This is a genomic window from Modestobacter sp. KNN46-3 (genome assembly GCF_011039295.1).
Genome location: NZ_JAAKGN010000017.1, coordinates 19,941 through 37,276 on the forward strand (window position 1 = coordinate 19,941; position 17,336 = coordinate 37,276).

12 protein-coding genes and 1 pseudogene are annotated in these 17,336 nt (G+C 74.2%); 8 read left to right on the forward strand and 5 right to left on the reverse strand.

The features are described from left to right. Positions 1–132: 132 nt before the first annotated feature. Both G5C62_RS06430 and G5C62_RS06435 read left to right on the forward strand, forming a co-directional pair. Positions 133–1,989, forward strand: coding sequence for a S9 family peptidase (locus tag G5C62_RS06430; protein WP_164700360.1), 1,857 nt, complete (start codon positions 133–135; stop codon positions 1,987–1,989). 7 nt (positions 1,990–1,996) lie between these two features. Next, the gene (locus G5C62_RS06435) at positions 1,997–3,457 is read left to right on the forward strand and encodes a circularly permuted type 2 ATP-grasp protein (RefSeq protein WP_164700361.1); all 1,461 of its coding nucleotides are present in this window, start codon (positions 1,997–1,999) and stop codon (positions 3,455–3,457) included. 54 nt (positions 3,458–3,511) lie between these two features. Here the strand turns inward: G5C62_RS06435 and serC are convergent, their stop codons facing one another. Both serC and G5C62_RS06445 read right to left on the reverse strand, forming a co-directional pair. Further along, positions 3,512–4,627, reverse strand: a complete 1,116-nt coding sequence (gene serC / locus G5C62_RS06440; protein ID WP_164700362.1) for a phosphoserine transaminase — start codon at positions 4,625–4,627, stop codon at positions 3,512–3,514. Positions 4,628–4,656: 29 nt separating this feature from the next. Beyond that, positions 4,657–5,787 (reverse strand): citrate synthase 2, encoded by a 1,131-nt coding sequence (locus tag G5C62_RS06445; RefSeq protein ID WP_036334701.1) that lies wholly within the window; start codon positions 5,785–5,787, stop codon positions 4,657–4,659. Positions 5,788–5,930: 143 nt separating this feature from the next. Between G5C62_RS06445 and pdxH the strand changes: the two genes are divergently transcribed. Genes pdxH through G5C62_RS06460 form a run of 3 tightly spaced genes read left to right on the forward strand, consistent with a single transcriptional unit; the run spans position 5,931 to position 9,204 of the window. Further along, positions 5,931–6,578, forward strand: coding sequence for a pyridoxamine 5'-phosphate oxidase (pdxH, locus tag G5C62_RS06450; protein WP_241175735.1), 648 nt, complete (start codon positions 5,931–5,933; stop codon positions 6,576–6,578). After that, the gene (locus tag G5C62_RS06455; RefSeq protein WP_241175736.1) at positions 6,575–7,993 is read left to right on the forward strand and encodes an MFS transporter; all 1,419 of its coding nucleotides are present in this window, start codon (positions 6,575–6,577) and stop codon (positions 7,991–7,993) included. The genes pdxH and G5C62_RS06455 overlap by 4 nt, the downstream gene beginning before the upstream one ends. Positions 7,994–8,022: 29 nt before the next feature. Beyond that, positions 8,023–9,204, forward strand: coding sequence for a glucose-1-phosphate adenylyltransferase family protein (locus G5C62_RS06460; protein ID WP_164700363.1), 1,182 nt, complete (start codon positions 8,023–8,025; stop codon positions 9,202–9,204). A gap of 46 nt (positions 9,205–9,250) precedes the next feature. On the opposite strand, the pseudogene G5C62_RS06465 reads toward G5C62_RS06460, so the two are convergent. Continuing rightward, positions 9,251–9,979, reverse strand: a pseudogene (locus tag G5C62_RS06465) (UdgX family uracil-DNA binding protein); the annotation flags it as partial. Between the two features lie 102 nt (positions 9,980–10,081). On the opposite strand from G5C62_RS06465, the gene G5C62_RS06470 reads away from it, so the two are divergent. Together G5C62_RS06470 and G5C62_RS06475 are read left to right on the forward strand one after the other, a co-directional pair. Continuing rightward, positions 10,082–10,990 (forward strand): ABC transporter ATP-binding protein, encoded by a 909-nt coding sequence (locus G5C62_RS06470; protein ID WP_036334706.1) that lies wholly within the window; start codon positions 10,082–10,084, stop codon positions 10,988–10,990. Next, positions 10,987–12,189, forward strand: coding sequence for an ABC transporter permease (locus G5C62_RS06475; RefSeq protein WP_164700364.1), 1,203 nt, complete (start codon positions 10,987–10,989; stop codon positions 12,187–12,189). Before G5C62_RS06470 ends, G5C62_RS06475 begins: the two co-directional genes overlap by 4 nt. Positions 12,190–12,346: 157 nt before the next feature. Here G5C62_RS06475 and G5C62_RS06480 read toward each other — a convergent pair whose 3' ends face one another. Further along, the gene (locus tag G5C62_RS06480; RefSeq protein ID WP_164700365.1) at positions 12,347–13,264 is read right to left on the reverse strand and encodes an SMP-30/gluconolactonase/LRE family protein; all 918 of its coding nucleotides are present in this window, start codon (positions 13,262–13,264) and stop codon (positions 12,347–12,349) included. A gap of 55 nt (positions 13,265–13,319) precedes the next feature. Here G5C62_RS06480 and ppc point away from each other — a divergent pair, with 55 nt between their 5' ends. Next, positions 13,320–16,124, forward strand: coding sequence for a phosphoenolpyruvate carboxylase (gene ppc / locus G5C62_RS06485; protein ID WP_164700366.1), 2,805 nt, complete (start codon positions 13,320–13,322; stop codon positions 16,122–16,124). A gap of 52 nt (positions 16,125–16,176) precedes the next feature. Here the strand turns inward: ppc and G5C62_RS06490 are convergent, their stop codons facing one another. After that, entirely contained in the window at positions 16,177–17,307 is a 1,131-nt protein-coding gene (locus G5C62_RS06490) for a PLP-dependent aminotransferase family protein (RefSeq protein ID WP_206330498.1), read from the reverse strand. Positions 17,308–17,336 lie beyond the last annotated feature (29 nt).

The window sequence follows — 17,336 nt, forward strand, 5'->3', positions numbered from 1 at the left end:
GTGGCCGCGCTCACGGCGCGGCGAGGAACACCACCACGCCGTCCGTCTGCTCCACTCGGAGCCGACGGACGGCGTGGTGCGGGGTGGCACCCGTCGCGCCGCCCGACCGAACCCCGACCGAGGAGGTGTGCCATGACCGACGTCCTGCGCCGAACCGGACTGTCCACCGAGGTGCGCCTCGCCGTCGCCGAGATCGCCGGCGCCCCGGGTGCCTGGTGCCCCAGCCTGGCGCCGACGGGGGACCGGGTGGCCTACGTGAGCGACCGCTCCGGCGTCCCCCGGCTGGAGGTCGCCGCGCTGGACCAGCAGACCCCGCCGGCGGTGCTGTCCGGTGCCGACGAGGAGGTCGTCTCGGTCGCGTGGTCGCCGGACGGCGGGTGGCTGGCCTACCTGGTGAGCCCCGGCGGCTCGATCTGCGCGCAGCTGTGGGCGGTCCGGCCCGACGGCACCGAGCGGCACCTGGTGGCCGGGGAGGACCCACGGGCCACCGTCTTCGCCGGCGGGTGGACCGCAGGTGGCCACTACGTCTGCTCGATCGCCCCGGGTGACGGCCCGGGCGCCGACGCCGTCCTGGTCGACGTGGTCAGTGGCGCCCACCGCACCCTGGCCACCGGCGGCTTCCTCGCCGTCACCGCGGTCTCCGCCGACGAGCGGACGGTGCTGGCCCGGCGGGGTCCGCGCGGGCACCGGCACATCGTGCTGGTCGACGTCGCCAGCGGCGCCCAGCAGCGGGTCATCCCGCTCGACGCCCCAGGTGGCGGCGCCTCCGAGGACGGCCGGTTCGCCCCGGACGGCTCGGCCGTCTTCCTCCGCGCCGCGCTCCCGGCCCGGCCCGGGCTGCCGCGCAGCGACCGCACGGCGCTGGTCCGGGTCCCGGTGGACGCCGGTCGGCAGCCGGGCCCGGCCCAGGTGCTCATCACCCGGCCCGACGCCGACCTGGAGTCCTACGCCGTCCGCGCCGACGGCACGGTGCTGTGCGTGTGGAACGCAGACGGGGTCACCGAGCTGGAGCTGCGGGACCTGGCCGACGGCGGCCTGCTGCGCACCGTGCCGCTGCCGCAGCCGGTCATGCCCGGCTGGTCGCTGTCGGCCGACGGCGGCACGTTGCTGGCCGAGCTGACCGGCCCCACGTCCCCCCGCTCGCTGTGGTCGGTACCGCTGGACGTCGACGGGGAGCCGGTGCCGCTGCCCAGCACGCCCCGCCGCCCCGACCCGCACCTGCTGGTGACGCCGGTCCGGCTGCGCTACCCGGCCGCCGACGGCACCGAGCTGGACGGCTGGCTGTACACCCCGCCGGGGGTGGACGGCCCCAACCGCACGGTGGTGAGCTTCCACGGCGGCCCGGAAGGGCAGGAACGCCCGGACTACCACCCGGTGGCGCAGTCGCTGGTCGCGGCCGGGCTGACCGTCTTCGCGCCGAACGTGCGCGGTTCGGGCGGGCACGGCCGGGCGTTCATGGCCGCCGACGACCTCGCTGCCCGGGAGGAGTCGTTCACCGACGTCGTCGCCACCGTCGACCACCTGGTGGCCGAGGGGATCGCGCTGCCGGGGCAGGTCGGTTCGCACGGCTGGTCCTACGGCGGCTACCTGACGCTGGTGGCGCTCACCCGCTGGCCGGACCTGTTCGCCGCCGGCGCCACGCTGGCCGGGATGAGCGACCTGCGCACCTTCTTCGCGGGCACCGAGCCGTGGATGGCGGCGGCCTCGGTCACCGAGTACGGCGACCCGGTCACCGACCGGGACATGCTGGCCGCGATCTCCCCGATGACCGTGCTGGACCGGCTGCGGTCGCCGGTGCTGCTCACCCACGGCGACCGGGACACCAACGTGCCGGTGCTGGAGTCGATCCAGGCACACCAGGAGCTGACCGCGCTCGGTGCGCCGGCCGAGCTGCTCCTCCTGCGGGGCGAGGGTCACACGATCGTGGGACGGGAGAACGTGCTGCACCTGTCGGAGCGGGTCGCCGAGTGGTTCGATCGCTGGTTGTGACCCTGCGATGACCGACGCCTCCGGCGTCTTCGCGCGCTACCCGGGCTCGGCGGACGACGAGGCGACGGGTGCACGGCGGTCGGCCTACCGCCCGGTGCTGCAGGCGATGGACGACCTCGGTGCCGACGGGATCGGCGCGGTCGTCGACGCCATCGACCGGGAACGCCGGTCGCGCGGGGTGGTGGCCGGCAGCTACGTCGACGGCCGGCTGCAGGAGCGGTCGCTCCCGCTCTGCCCGGTGCCGCGCGTCGTCCCGGCCGCCGACTGGGCGCACGTCGCCCGCGGCGCCGAACAGCGGCACCGGGCGCTGAACGCCTTCCTCGCCGACGTCTACCGCCCGGCCGGACGGCGCCGCACCGACCCCGACCGGCACCCGGAGGTGGTCCGCGCCGGCATCGTGCCGGCGTGGGTCGTCACCGCCAGCCCGGGGCTACGCGCGTCGGCGGCAGGGCTGGCCGTGCCCGGGCAGCAGCGGGCCACCGTCGCGGCTCTGGATCTGCGGCACGGCCCCAGGGGCTGGGTGGCGGTCTCGGACCATCTGCGGACGCCGTCGGGCATCGGGTACGCCCTCAGCGACCGGGCCAGCAGCCGGGCGGCGCTGCCGGAGCTGCACGCCACGGCCGAGGCCGCCGGGCTCGCCGACCAGGGCGAGGCGGTGCCGCTGCTGCGGGCGGCGCTGGCCGAGGTCGCACCGTCGGCGTGCACCGGGACGCCGCAACTGGCCCTGCTGTCGGAGGGGCCGCGCAGCACCAGCTGGTTCGAGCACCGGCAGCTGGCCGCGGCGATGGGCGTCCCGATCGCCACGCCGGACACGCTCTGGCCGACCCGCGGTGGGGGAGTCGCGGTGCAGGTGGACGGGCAGCGGCTGCAGGTCGACGTCCTCCACCTGCGGCTGGACGAGGCCGGGCTGGCCGCCCACCTGACGCCGAGCGGGGCGGCACTGGACGTGCTGCTCGGTGCCGCGGTGCGGGCCGGGGAGCTGGCGCTGGCCAACGTGCCGGGCAACGGCGTGGCCGACGGCGAGGCCACCTACCGGTACGTGCCGGAGCTGATCCGGTTCTACCTGGGGGAGGAGCCGGTGCTGGACACCGTGCGCACCTGGTTGCTGGCCGACGACGCCGACCTCGCCGAGGTGCGCGACCGGCTGCACGAGCTGGTCGTGACGCCGGTCGACGGGTACGGCGGTCGCGGGGTGGTGGTCGGTCCGCGCTGCTCGGCGGCCGAGCTGGCCGAGCTGCACGCCGAGGTGGCGGCCGCCCCACACCGCTTCACGGCCCAGGAACCGCTCGACGTCTCCACGGTGCCTACCGTCGTCGACGGCTCGCTGGCGCCGCGCGTCGCCGGCCTGCGGGTGTCCACCGTCGCCGGCGCGATCACCCGGGCGCTGCCCGCGCCGTGGACCCGGGTGGAGCTGGTCGAGGGCTCCGGCGTGCTGGACGGCAGCAAGGACACCTGGCTGCTGCCCTGAAGGACCCCGAGGCCCATCCCTCACGAGCTCGGGACGAGCCTCGGGACGGTGCCCCTACAGCTTGCCGACGACGTGGTCGATGCAGGCGGTCAGTGCGCTCACGTCGTCGGGGTCGATCGCCGGGAACATGCCCACCCGCAGCTGGTTGCGGCCCAGCTTGCGGTACGGCTCGACGTCGACGACGCCGTGCGCGCGCAGCGTCGTGGCGACCAGCGCGGCGTCGACCGACTCGTCGAAGTCGACCGTCCCCACGACGAGCGAGCGGTGCTCGGGGTCGGCGACGAACGGCGACGTGTAGGAGGTCTTCTCCGCCCACCCGTAGAGCCGGCTCGCCGACTCCTCGCTCCGTGCCACCGCACCGGACAGCCCACCCAGGCCCAGCATCCAGTCGATCTGGTCGGCCAGCAGGAAGAGCGTGGCGACGGCCGGGGTGTTGTAGGTCTGGTCCTTGCCGGAGTTGTCGATGGCGATCGACAGGTCCAGGAAGCCGGGGACCCAGCGGTCGGAGGCCTTGATCTCGGCCACCCGCTCCAGCGCCGCGGCCGACATCAGCGCGATCCACAGGCCGCCGTCGCTGGCGAAGGACTTCTGCGGGGCGAAGTAGTAGACGTCGGTCTGGGCGACGTCGACGGGCAGCCCGCCGGCACCGGACGTCGCGTCGATGAGCACCAGGGCGTCGGCGTCGATGCCCGACGGGCGGGTGACCGGCGCCATGACCCCGGTCGAGGTCTCGTTGTGCGCCCAGGCGTAGGCGTCGACGCCGGCCTCGGCCGTCGGCAGCGCCAGCGAGCCGGGCGCGGCCTTGGCGATCACCGGGGCGTCGAGGAACGGCGCCTCGGCGACCCCGGAGGCGAACTTCGCGGAGAACTCGCCGTACGTGCCGTGCGCGCTGCGACGGCGGATGAGGCCGATGGTCGCGGCGTCCCAGAACGCCGTCGTCCCGCCGTTGCCCAGCACCACCTCGTAGCCGTCGGGCAGGTCGAAGAGCTGGGACAGGCCCTCCCGCACCCGCTTGACCAGGCCCTTCACCGGCGCCTGCCGGTGCGAGGTGCCCATCAGCCCGGCCCCGTCGGTCGCCAGGGCGCGCAGCGCCTCGGGGCGGACCTTGGAGGGGCCGCACCCGAAGCGGCCGTCCCGGGGGAGCAGGTCGGTGGGGATGGTGATGCTCATGTGCGGTCTGCCTCTCGGACGGTCCTTCTTCAGGCGGGGGCGGGGTCGCTGATCGACTTGGTCTGGATGGTGTCCCAGCCCTCGACGTCCTCGGGCTTGCGCGGGTCGGGCCCGACGTAGCGCGCCGACGGGCGCACCAATCGCCCGGTGTTCTTCTGCTCCAGGATGTGCGCGCACCAGCCGGCCGTGCGGGCGCAGCTGAACATCGAGGTGAACATGTGGCTGGGCACCTCGGCGAAGTCCAGCACGATCGCGGCCCAGAACTCGACGTTGGTCTCGATCGGGCGGTCCGGACGGCGCTCGCGCAGCTCGGCGAGGGCGGCCTTCTCCAGGGCCAGGGCGGCCTCGAAGCGGGGCGCACCCAGCTCCTCGGCGGCCCGGCGCAGCACCCGGGCGCGGGGGTCCTCGGCGCGGTAGACGCGGTGCCCGAAGCCCATCAGCCGGTCGCCCTTGTCGAGCAGGTCCTTCACGTACCTCACCGCGTCGCCGGAGGCCTCGACGCCGTCCAGCATGTGCAGCACCCGGGAGGGGGCGCCGCCGTGCAGCGGGCCGGACATCGCCCCGATCGCGCCGGACAGCGAGGCGGCGACGTCGGCGCCGGTGGAGGCGATGACCCGGGCGGTGAAGGTCGAGGCGTTCATGCCGTGCTCGGCGGCCGAGGTCCAGTAGGCGTCGACGGCGGCGACGTGCCGCGGGTCGGGCTCGCCGCGCCAGCGGACCATGAACCGCTCGACGATGCTGGAGGCCTCGTCGATGCGCTTCTGCGGCACGGCCGGGATGCCGATGCCCCGCGCCGACTGGGCCACGTAGGACAGCGCCATGACCGCGGCTCGGGCCAGCTCGTCGCGGGCCTCCTCGGCGGAGATGTCCAGCAGCGGGCGGTAGCCCCAGATCGGGGTCAGCATCGCCAGCGCGGCCTGCACGTCGACCCGGACGTCACCGGTGTGCACCGGGATGGGGAACGGCTCGGCCGGGGGCAGGCCGGGGCCGAACTTCCCGTCGACCAGCAGCGCCCAGACGTTGCCGAAGGTGACCTTGCCGACCAGGTCCTCGATGTCGACGCCGCGGTACCGCAGCGCCCCACCGTCCTTGTCCGGCTCCGCGATGGTGGTCTCGAAGGCGATGACGCCCTCCAGGCCCGGTACGAAGTCGTCGGCCATCTCGCATGCTCCTCTGCGCGCGGGTGGGGACGGACGCTGGTCAGCGCACGACGAGCCTCAACTTAGGGGCTGGCCGGCCCGGGGGTGCACCCCGGCTCCCGGCCAGCGGGCGGTGCGCGCTGCAACGGTGACAGCATGGGCCGGTGGCCGACCTGATCCGCATGCGCAGGGACTACGACGACAGCGGCTTCGGCGAGGAGGGCCTCGCGGCCACCTGGGTGGAGCAGTTCGACCGCTGGTTCGCCGACGCCGTCGCCGCCGAGCTGCCCGAGCCCAACGCCATGGTGGTGGCCACCGCGGACGCCGACGGCATGCCGGATGCCCGCGTCGTGCTGATGAAGGGCTACGACGTCGACGGGTTCGTCTTCGGCACCAACTACGCCTCGGCCAAGGCCGCCCAGCTGGCCGTCAACCCCCGGGCGGCACTGGTCTTCCCCTGGCACGCCCAGCAGCGGCAGGTCCGGGTGGCCGGTGCCGTCGAGCGGATCGGTCCGACGGCGTCGGACCTGCTGTGGGACCCCCGGCCCCGCGGCTCGCAGCTGGCCGCCGCCGCCTCGATCCAGTCGACGGTGGTGGAGTCCCGCGAGCTGCTGCGCACCCGGGTGGCCGAGCTGGACGCCCAGACCCCGCCCGGGCAGCTGCCGCGTCCGGAGAACTGGGGCGGCTACCGGGTGCTGCCCGAGCGGGTGGAATTCTGGCAGGGCGGCCATGACCGCCTGCACGACCGGCTGGTGTTCGTGCGCGATGACGAGGAAGGCGGCGGCTGGGTCGTGCAGCGCCTGGCCCCGTGAGCAAGGACCCCGACGACCCCGACCACCAAAATGGCCATTTTGGTGGTGGCGTGGAGCCGGTGGATCCGGTCGAGGGGGGTCTGCCGGTCGAGCAGCCGCAGCCGGTGAACCGCCGGCGCGGCTGGGCGCTGGACACCGCGCCGCTGCGCAACCGCGCCTTCCGCCGGGTCTTCGGTGGTGTCGCGGTGACGATGCTCGGCCAGCAGATGACGCTGGTCGCAGTCCCGTACCAGGTCTACGAGCTGACCGGCTCCTCCCTGATGGTCGGGCTCACCTCGGTCGTCGCACTGGTGCCGCTGGTCGTCTTCGGCCTGCTCGGCGGGGCGATCGCCGACGCCATGGACCGCCGCCTGCTGATGCTGATCAGCTCGACGGGTGCGGCGGTCACCAGCGCGCTGCTGGCCGTGCAGGCGCTGCTGCCCGGGGACGGGCACATCAGCGTGCTGTGGGTGCTGGCCGCCGCCGTCTCCGGGTTCGCCGCGGTCAACCAGCCCGCCCGCAGCGCGGTGATCCCGGCGCTGGTGGGGCGGGACCAGGTCGCGGCGGCCAACGCGCTGGCGATGACGGTGCGCCAGGCGGGCGTGATCGTCGGGCCGCTGCTGGCCGGCCTGCTCATCGGCCTGGGGGACCTCTCGATCGTCTACACGATCGACGCCCTCGGCTTCGTCGCCGCCGTGCTGCTGCTGCGCGGGCTGCCGCCACTGCCGCCGGAAGGGGTCTCCGGTCCGCTGCGGCTCGGCGCGGCCGTGCGCGGGGTGGGGGAGGGCTTCGCCTTCCTGCGCACCCAGCCGGTGCTGCTGATGACCTTCGTCGTCGACGTCATCGCGATGCTCTTCGCCTGGCCGCAGGCGGTCTTCCCCGAGCTGTCCCAGACGGTCTACCGGGGTGACGCCAACAGCCTGGGCTGGCTGTTCGCCGGGGTGTCGATCGGCTCGCTGCTGATGGGGCTGACCTCGGGGTGGGTGAGCCGGGTCGACCGGCAGGGCGCCGCCGTGCTGGCCGCCATCGCGGTGTGGGGCGTGGCGATCATCGGCTTCGGGCTGGCCTCGACGCTGTGGCTGGCGGTGCTCTGCCTCGCCGTCGCGGGCGCCGGCGACATGGTCAGCGCGGTCCTCCGGTCGGCGATGCTGCAGACGGCGGCGCCGGACGAGATGCGCGGCCGGATGCAGGGCGTGTTCATCGTGGTCGTCGCCGGCGGGCCACGGCTGGGCGACCTGCGCGCCGGCCTGATGGCCAGCAGCGTCGGCGTCACCGCGGCGATGGTCTCCGGCGGCGTGGTGATCGTGGTGGCGATGGCCGTGGTCGCCGTCGCGGTGCCGTCGTTCTGGCTGTTCCGGGCGTCCCGGGCCGACGAGGTGGCCCGCGACGCCCGCCGCCGGCTGGCCGAGGAGCGCGCCGCGCCGCCCGAGGGGTGAGCCGCCCGCGCCCGGGTACGTGGGCGGCCATGGCACTCCCGCGGGTCCTCGTCCTCGTCCTCGCCGGTGGCAAGGGCAGTCGCCTCGAACTGCTGACGGAGAGCCGGGCCAAGCCCGCCGTCCCGTTCGCCGGGGTGTACCGGCTCATCGACTTCCCGCTGTCCAACTGCGAGCACTCGCAGATCCCCGACGTCTGGGTGTCCGAGCAGTACCAGCCGCAGTCCGTGAACGAGCACCTGGCCGGCGGCCGCCCGTGGGACCTGGACCGCACCACCGGCGGGCTGATGATGCTGCCGCCCTTCCAGGGCAGCGAGCGGGGCGGCTTCACCATGGGCACCGCCGACGGGCTGTGGCGGCAGGCCGAGCTCATCCGGCAGTTCGGCGCCGACGCGCTCGTGGTGGTCAGCTCCGACGCGGTCTACAAGCTCGACTACCGCGAGGTCGTCGACGCCCACCTGGGCTCCGGCGCCGAGGTCACCATGGTGACCACGGAGGTCGAGCCGGACGACGCCGCCCGGTACGGCATCGTCCAGACCGCGGACGACGGGAAGGTCACCGACTACGCCTACAAGCCCGACGAGCCGGCGACGACGACCGCCACCAACGAGGTCTTCGTCTTCTCCCCGGACGAGACCCTCGACCGGCTTGAGGCGATCCAGGACCAGGTCGGCGACGACGGCCTGGAGGACCTGGGCACCCACCTGCTGCCGGCGCAGACGAAGGACGGCCTGGCCCGGGCGCACCCGCTGAACGGCTACTGGCGGGACGTCGGCACCATCGAGTCCTACTGGGAGGCGCACCGCGACTTCCTGTCCCCGGAGCCGCCGATCGACCTGGACGAGTCGGGCTGGCCGATCCACACCCGCGGCGGCCGGCACAGCGCTGCCCGGTTGCTGCACGGCGCCGTGGTCGAGGACAGCCTGGTGTCCGGGGGCACCCGGGTGGCCGGGGAGGTGCGCGGCTCGGTGCTGTCGCCGGGGGTGATCGTCGAGCCGGGGGCGACCGTCATCGACTCGGTGCTGCTGCCAGGCTCCCGGGTGCGTGCCGGAGCCACCGTCACCCGCGCCGTGCTGGACGACGGGGTGCAGGTCGGAGAACGGGCCATGGTCGGCGGGGACGGCGCGGTCACCCTGGTCGGCCGGCGGTCGACGGTCGAGGCCGGGACCGAGCTCTCCGCCGGGGCCCGCCACCCCGAGCCCGAGGAGGACTGACACCCGCGAGCGGCCGAGAGCGCGACTTCGCACCCCCCGCGGGGTGTCAGGCGAGGGCGTGGGCGACGACCCGGAGGTCGGCCACGAGCGCGTCGTAGGCGGCGGCCCGGGCGTCGTCCGGCGTCCGGAGCACGGCGGAGGGGTGCGCCGTGGCGAGCACCCAGGTCTGGTGCGGGGCGTCCTCGTCCTGGTCGGCGTCGGCCAGCGACGCCTCCGCGGCACGCACGCCCGGCGGCGTCCACGGCAGCAGCTGCCCTCGCTCGCGGGTGATCCGGAACGACGGTGAGACCAGCGCCTTGGCCGCCACCGCGCCCAGGCAGACCACCACCTCCGGCTGGAGGACGGCGAACTCCGCCTCCAGCCACGGGCGGCAGGCCCGCAGGTGCTCCGCACCCGGGGACTGGTGGATCCGCCGCTTGGGCGTGGGCGTGAACCGGAAGTGCTTCACCGAGTTCGTCACGTAGGCGTCGCGCCGGTCGATGCCGGCGTCGGTCAGCGCCCGGTCCAGCAGCTTCCCGGCCGGGCCGACGAACGGCTCACCGGCGCGGTCCTCCTGGTCGCCGGGCTGCTCGCCGACGAAGACGACCCGCGCCGTCTCCGGGCCCTCGCCGAAGACGGTCTGGGTGGCCGGCTCCCACAGCTCGCAGGCCCGGCAGCCGGCCGCCGCCTCGCGCAGCCCGGCCAGGCCCACGTCGCTGGGCACCTGTGCTGGGTGGTTCTCCGTCATGCCCCGATCCCACCTGACCGAGGGCGCCGCCGCAGCACGAACGGACGACGCACCGCGCTGTTCACTTGACGGGTTGGAAAGTCATGCGACAGGCTCCCACTCGTTGCGGATGGCAAGGGCTGCACGCACACGACGGACACCGGAGGAGCAGTGCTCGAGTTCGACGGCCTGTACAAGGCCTACGACAGCAACCAGGTGCTCGAGGGGGTGAGCTTCACCGTGGCCCCGGGCCAGATGTTCGGCTTCTGCGGGTCCAACGGGGCGGGGAAGACCACCACCATGCGGATCGCCATGGGCCTCGCGCGCGCCGATGCCGGGGAGGTGCGCTGGACGGGGCGGCCGGTCGACGAGGTCGTCCGCCGCCGGATCGGCTACATGCCCGAGGAGCGCGGCCTCTACCCGAAGATGAAGGTCGGCGAGCAGCTGGCCTACTTCGCCCGGCTGCACGGCCTGGACGCCCGGGCCGCCGGCCGCGCCGCCGAGCACTGGGCCGAGCGGCTCGGGCTGGGGGAGCGGCGCAACGACCGGGTGGAGAAGCTGTCGCTGGGCAACCAGCAGCGTGTGCAGCTGGCCGCCGCTCTGGTCAGCGAGCCCGACGTGCTGATCCTCGACGAGCCCTTCTCCGGGTTGGACCCGGTGGGCGTCGACTCGCTGGCCGAGGCGCTGCTCGAGCAGTGCCGGCGCGGCGTGCCCGTCGTCTTCTCCAGCCACCAGCTGGACCTGGTCGAACGGCTCTGCGACGCGGTCGGCATCCTCGCCCGCGGCAAGATCGTCGCCAGCGGCACGGTCGACGAGCTGCGCTCCGCGGCCGCCGGTCGCCAACTGCGCGTCGTGGTGCCGGACGCGTCGGTCGGCTGGGCCGCCGCCGTGCCCGGCGTGCGAGTGGTCTCCGAGCAGCGCGGCGACACCGTGCTCGAGCTGGCTCCCGGCGCCGACGACCAGCAGGTGCTGGCCGCCGCCCTGGCCACCGGCCGGGTCGCCCACTTCGCCTGGCGGGAACCGACGCTGGTCGAGCTCTTCCGCCACGCCGTCACCGACACCCGGGAGGTGGCGGCATGACCGCGCCCGCATCCACCGACATCAAGCCGCACAGCCCGACCCAGCTCGTCCGGCTCGTGGCCGGCCGGGAGATCTCCACCCGGATCCGGGACAAGGGCTTCCTGGTCAGCTCCGCGGTGCTGATCGTCCTGATCATCGGCCTGATGCTGTTCCAGGTGCTCCTCGGCGGCGGGGAGTCGACCAGCCGGATCGGCCTGGTCGGCGGCGACCGGGCCGTCGAGCAGGTCCTGCAGCAGCAGGGCGATGCGCTGGGCACCGAGGTGACCGTGGTCGAGCTGGCCGACGAGGGCGCCGCCCGCACCGCCGTCGCGGAGGAGGACGTCGACGCCGCCCTGCTGGACCCGACGGGCAGCCGGCCCGAGCTCCTGGTGCAGTCCGCGGGCGGGAGCACCGAGGACCTCGTGCGGAGCGCACTGGCCGCCCTCTCGGTGGCCGACCAGCTCACCGAGGCAGGGGTGCAGCTCGAGCCCGCCCCCGCGGTCGACGTCGTCGCCCTGGAGGCGGACGAGGAGGACCGGACGCAGGCCACGGTCGTCGCGCTGCTCGGGGTGGGCCTGCTGTACTTCCTCTTCATCCTGTTCGGGCAGTTCGTCGCGCAGGGCGTGGTCGAGGAGAAGTCCAGCCGGGTGGTCGAGCTGCTGCTGGCCACCATGCGCCCGTGGCAGCTGCTGGCCGGGAAGATCATCGGCCTGGGTGCCCTCGGGCTGCTGCAGACCGCGGTGATCGCCGTGGTCGGGGTGGCCGGGGCGCTGGCCTTCGACGTCATCGACCTGCCGGGCCAGCTGATCGGCACCGTGCTGAACGTGCTCGCCTGGTTCGTGATCGGCTACGCGTTCTACGCGGCGGTGTTCGCGGTCGCCGCCTCGCTGGTCAGCCGGCAGGAGGACCTGGGCAGCGTGCTGACGCCGACGACCATCCTGCTCGTGGTCGGGTTCATCGTCGCCGTACAGGCGGCTCAGGACCCGGGCAGCACGCTGGCCACGGTGACCTCCTACGTGCCGGGGCTGTCGCCGATGGTGATGCCGGTGCGGCAGGCCGCCGGCGAGGCCGCGTGGTGGGAGGTCGGGCTCGCCGTCCTGCTGATGGTCGTGGCGATCGCCGTCATCGTCCGGATCGGTGGGCGGATCTACTCCGGGGCGCTGCTGCGCACCGGCGGCCGGCTCAAGCTCCGCGAGGCCCTGGCCGCCGAGAAGGCCTGACGCCGCTCGCAGCGTTGATCAGGTGACCTGATCAACGACTGTCCCCCTGCACCAGCGTTGGTGCGGGGGGACAGCGTCCGATCAGGTCACCTGATCACTGCGGCGGTGCAGGGACGACGGCGGTGCAGGGACGACGGCGGTGCAGGGACGACGGCGGTCAGCGCTGGCGGAGGGCGCCGAGGGGGCCGCGGTAGGGGTTCGCCGGCGGGCCGCTGACCCCGGGTCGCACGGTGAACAGCCGGCCGGCGTCCGGCTGGGCGGCCCGGGCGGCGTCGTCCATGCCGTGCACCGACGTGCTGATCACCAGCAGGTCGCCGGCGAACGCGCAGCTGGTGGTGTTCTGGGCGGCGACCTCGACGACCGCGAGGAGCTCACCCTCGGGCGACCACCGCCGCACCTGGGCACCGCCCCACAGCGCCGTCCAGAGACAGCCCTCGTCGTCGACGGTGAGGCCGTCGGCGACGCCGGCCGGGTCGTCGCTGAAGTCCAGCAGCACCCGGCGCTCGCCGAAGGCGCCGCTGTCCAGGTCGTACTCGAACGCCCACACCGTCTTCGCGCCGGAGTCGGAGAGGTACACGGTGCGGTCGTCGGGTGACCAGCCCAGCCCGTTGGAGATGGTGAGGCCGTCGAGCACGGTGCTGACCGTGCCGTCGAGGTCCAGCCGGTAGAGGCTGCCGGCGCCGGGCCGCTCGTCGAAGGCCATCGTCCCGGCGAAGAACCGGCCGGCCCGGTCGCAGGCGCCATCGTTCATCCGGGTGCCGCCCGCGGACTCCGAGCCGCCCTCTCCGGTGAGCTCGATCAGCACCTGTGCGTCGCCCTCGGCGGTCAGCCGGGTGATGCCGGCCCCGGCGCCCAGCAGCCAGCCGCCGGCGGCCGCCGGGGCGACGAACCCCACCGTGTCACCGCCCCGGTGCGAGGCCACCGGGACGACGTCGTCCCCGGCGATCGTGCCGCGCCGGACCAGCCCCGCGGTGATGTCCACCCAGAGCAGTTCCTGCGCGGCGGCGTCGAAGACAGGGCCCTCTCCGTGCTCGGCCGGGACGGGGCTGGTCGGTGTCGCCTGCAGTCGGATCACCCGCCCATCCTCCCCGGGACACCCGACCGTCACACCGGTTGCGGATACTGCCCCCGTGTCCGAAGCCACCGTCGACGTTGCCGACCTACGCCCCTCCGGGGGTCCCACCGACCCGGACGACCGCACCGACGAGCCCTTGCGGGCCGACATCCGACTGCTGGGCCGAGTCCTCGGGGAGGTGATCGGCGAGCAGGCCGGCGCCGACGTCCTCGAGCTGGTCGAGGCCACCCGGGTCGAGGCTTTCCGGATCCGACGCTCAGAGGTGGGCCGCTCCGAGCTCGCCGACCGGCTGGCCCAGCTCGACCTGCACGAGGCCAACCACGTCGTCCGGGCGTTCAGCCACTTCTCGCTGCTGGCCAACATTGCCGAGGACGTGCACCACGAGCGCCGCCGCCGGCACCACCGGCGGGAGGGCTCACCCCCGCAGAAGGGGAGCCTGGCGGCGTCGCTGGACCTGCTGGACGAGGCAGGCCTCGACGGCGACGTGGTGGCCCGGGAACTGGCCGGTGCGCTCGTCGTCCCAGTGGTGACCGCGCACCCGACCGAGGTGCGCCGCCGGACGATCTCCCAGGTGCAGCAACAGGTCACCGACCTGATCCGGCAGCGGGACGACGCCGGGCCGTACGGGATCGACGAGCGGGCCTGGGCGGCGCACCTGTCCCGCGAGGTGCTCACCCTCTGGCAGACGGCGCTGCTGCGGCTGTCCCGGCTGCGGCTGGCCGACGAGATCGACGAGGCGCTGCGCTACTACGACCTGTCGCTGTTCGAGGTCGTCCCGGCGATCAACACCGAGCTCCGCCAGGCCCTGCGCGCGCGCTGGCCGGACGCCGACCTGCTGACCACCCCGATGCTGCAGCCGGGCTCCTGGATCGGCGGTGACCGGGACGGCAACCCGTTCGTCACCGCCGACGCCGTCCGCCGGGCGACCACCCGGCAGGCCGAGACGGCGCTGCGGCACCACCTCGCCGAGCTGATCTGCCTGGCCGACGAGCTGTCGATGTCCGACCGGCTGGTGAAGCCGACCGACGAGCTGTACGCCCTGGCCGAGGCCTCCGGTGACGACTCCCCGTTCCGTGGCGACGAGCCCTACCGGCGGGCCCTGCGCGGGGTCTACCGGCGGCTGGCCGCCACCGCGCGGCGGGTCCTGGGCTCGGTCCCGGGGGAGGAGCCGGACGTCGAGCTGTCGCCCTACGAGCTGCCCGAGGAGCTGATCGCCGACCTCACGACGGTCGACGCCTCGCTGCGCAGCCACGGGGCGGGTGCGCTGGCCGACGACCGGCTGGCCCGGCTGCGTGACGCGGTGGAGGTCTTCGGCTTCCACCTGTGCGGGCTGGACATGCGGCAGAACTCCGCGGTGCACGAGGAAGTCCTGGGCGAGCTGCTGGCCTGGGCCGGGGTGTGCGAGGACTACGCCGCCCTCGACGAGACCGCCCGGGTCGAGCTGCTCACCGGCGAGCTGCAGCTGCGCCGACCGCTGGTGCGCCCCGGCGCCGAGCTCTCCGAGCTGGCCCGCGGCGAGCTGGACCTCCTGGTGGCGGCCGCCGAGCAGGTGGCGCTGCTCGGCCCACGGGCGATCCCGAACTACGTGATCAGCATGTGCGAGTCGGTCAGCGACGTGCTGGAGGTCGCCGTCCTGCTCAAGGAGGTCGGGCTGCTCGACCCGGGCGCAGAGGGTGGCCCCACCTGCTCGGTGGGCATCTCCCCGCTGTTCGAGACGATCGGCGACCTGCAGGCCGCCGGCACGATCCTGGCCGCGATGCTGGACCAGCCGCTGTACCGGGCGCTGGTGGCCAACCGCGGCGACGACCAGGAGGTGATGCTCGGCTACAGCGACAGCAACAAGGACGGCGGCTACCTGGCCGCCAACTGGGCGCTGTACCGGGCCGAGCTGGCGCTGGTCGAGGTCGCCCGCGCCAACGGCATCCGGCTGCGGCTGTTCCACGGCCGCGGCGGCACCGTCGGCCGGGGCGGCGGCCCCAGCTACGAGGCGATCCGGGCCCAGCCGCCGGGCTCGGTCGCCGGGGCGCTGCGGATCACCGAGCAGGGCGAGGTGATCGCGGCCAAGTACGCCTCACCCGACCTGGCCCGCCGGAACCTGGAGGCGCTGGTCGCGGCCACCCTGGAGTCGACGCTGCTGGACATCGAAGGGCTCGGCACCGAGGCCGAGGACGCCTACACGCTGCTCGACGACCTGGCGGCCCGTGCGCAGGGCGCCTACCGGGCGCTGGTGCACGAGACGCCCGGCTTCGTCGAGTGGTTCCGCGCCGCGACCCCGATCCGGGAGCTGGCCGAGCTGAACATCGGCAGCCGGCCGCCGTCCCGGAAGGCCGGGGACAAGATCACCGACCTCCGGGCGATCCCGTGGGTGTTCAGCTGGTCGCAGGCCCGGATCATGCTGCCCGGCTGGTACGGCACCGGGACGGCGCTGGAGTCCTGGGTCGACGGGGACCCCGGCCGGCTGGCCCAGCTGCAGGACCTGCACGAGCGGTGGCCGTTCTTCCGCACCGTGCTGTCCAACATGGGCATGGTGCTGGCCAAGACCGACCTGGAGCTGGCCGCCCGGTACGCCGAGCTGGTGCCTGACCCCGAACTGCGCGACCGGGTGTTCAGCCAGATCACCGCCGAGCACGAGCGCACGGTGCGGATGCTGCTGGCGGTCACCGGCGACGACCAGCTGCTGGCCGACAACCCGTCGCTGGCCCGGTCGATCCGCAACCGGTTCCCCTACCTGGAGCCGCTGCACCACCTGCAGGTGGAGATGCTGCGCCGCCGCCGCGAGGGGGACGACGACGAGCTGGTGCGCCGCTGCATCCAGCTGAGCGTCAACGGCGTCGCCACCGCCCTGCGCAACTCCGGCTGATGTGCGCTGACGGCGGGTTCCACCTCCGGAACCCGCCGTCAGCGCACAGTGCTCAGGAGCGGGCGGCCTCGATGGCGGCGGCCAGCCGGCGGACGCCCTCGTCGACGTCGCCGGGCTGCACGGCCGAGTAGGCCAGCCGGAACGAGTTCTCCCCGCCCTCGAGCAGGAAGTCGGTGCCCGGCACGATCGCCACCCCGCGGGCGGCTGCCTCGGTGGTGATCCGGGCGACGTCGTGGCCCTCGCCCTCGGGGAGCGACACCCACAGGAAGTACCCACCCTCGGGACGGCGGAAGGACGCCTGCGGCAGGTGCTCGCGGAGCGCGTCGTCCAGCAGCCCGACCCGCTCGGCCAGCGCGGACTTCACCCGCTCCAGCGCGGCCGGGAACCGCTCGCCCTGCAGGTAGGCGTGGACCGTGCCCTGGGCGACCATGTTCGGCGCGATGTAGGTGTTCGTGGCCCGGACCTGGATCTTCTTGATCAGCGCCGGCGGCCCGACCAGGTAGCCCACCCGGATGCCCGGGCAGACCGTCTTGGAGAACGACGAGGCGTAGACGACGTGCTCGCTTGCCGCGCCGCCGTCCAGCTCCAGCATCCGCGGCAGCGGCTCCCCGCTGAACCGGATGTCGACGTACGGGTCGTCCTCGAACAGCACGAAGTCGTGCTCGCGGGCCAGCTCCAGCAGTCGCTCACGCTTGGCCAGCGAGAGCGTGTAGCCGGCCGGGTTCTGGAAGTTGGGGATGACGTGCGCCAGCGTCGGCCGGAGCCCACCCTCGAGCAGGGCGGCGAGCTCGTCGACGGAGATGCCGTCCTCCTCCAGCGTCACCAGGTGCACGTCGGCGCCGCGGTTGCGCAGCCCGAGCAGGGTGCGGTCGTAGGTGGGCCGCTCGGTCACCACTGCGGCGCCCGGCGTGGCCAGCTCGTCGAAGAGGAAGGCATCGGCCTGCATCGAGCCGTTGGTCACCAGCACGTGCTCGACCGGGACGCCGTGCTTCTCGGCGATCCACGCGCGCAGCGGCACGTAGCCGACCGCCGTCCCGTAGCCGGTCATCCCGGCCGGGTCGGAGTCGAACGCGGCGACGGCGGCCTGCTTGAGGCCCTCGACGTCGACGATGTCGGTGGACGGGGCACCGCGGGCGAAGGAGATCATCGTGGTGGCGGGCGAGGTCTGTGCTGAGCCGGTCACGTCACCGAGTCTGCCGTACCGCGCCACCC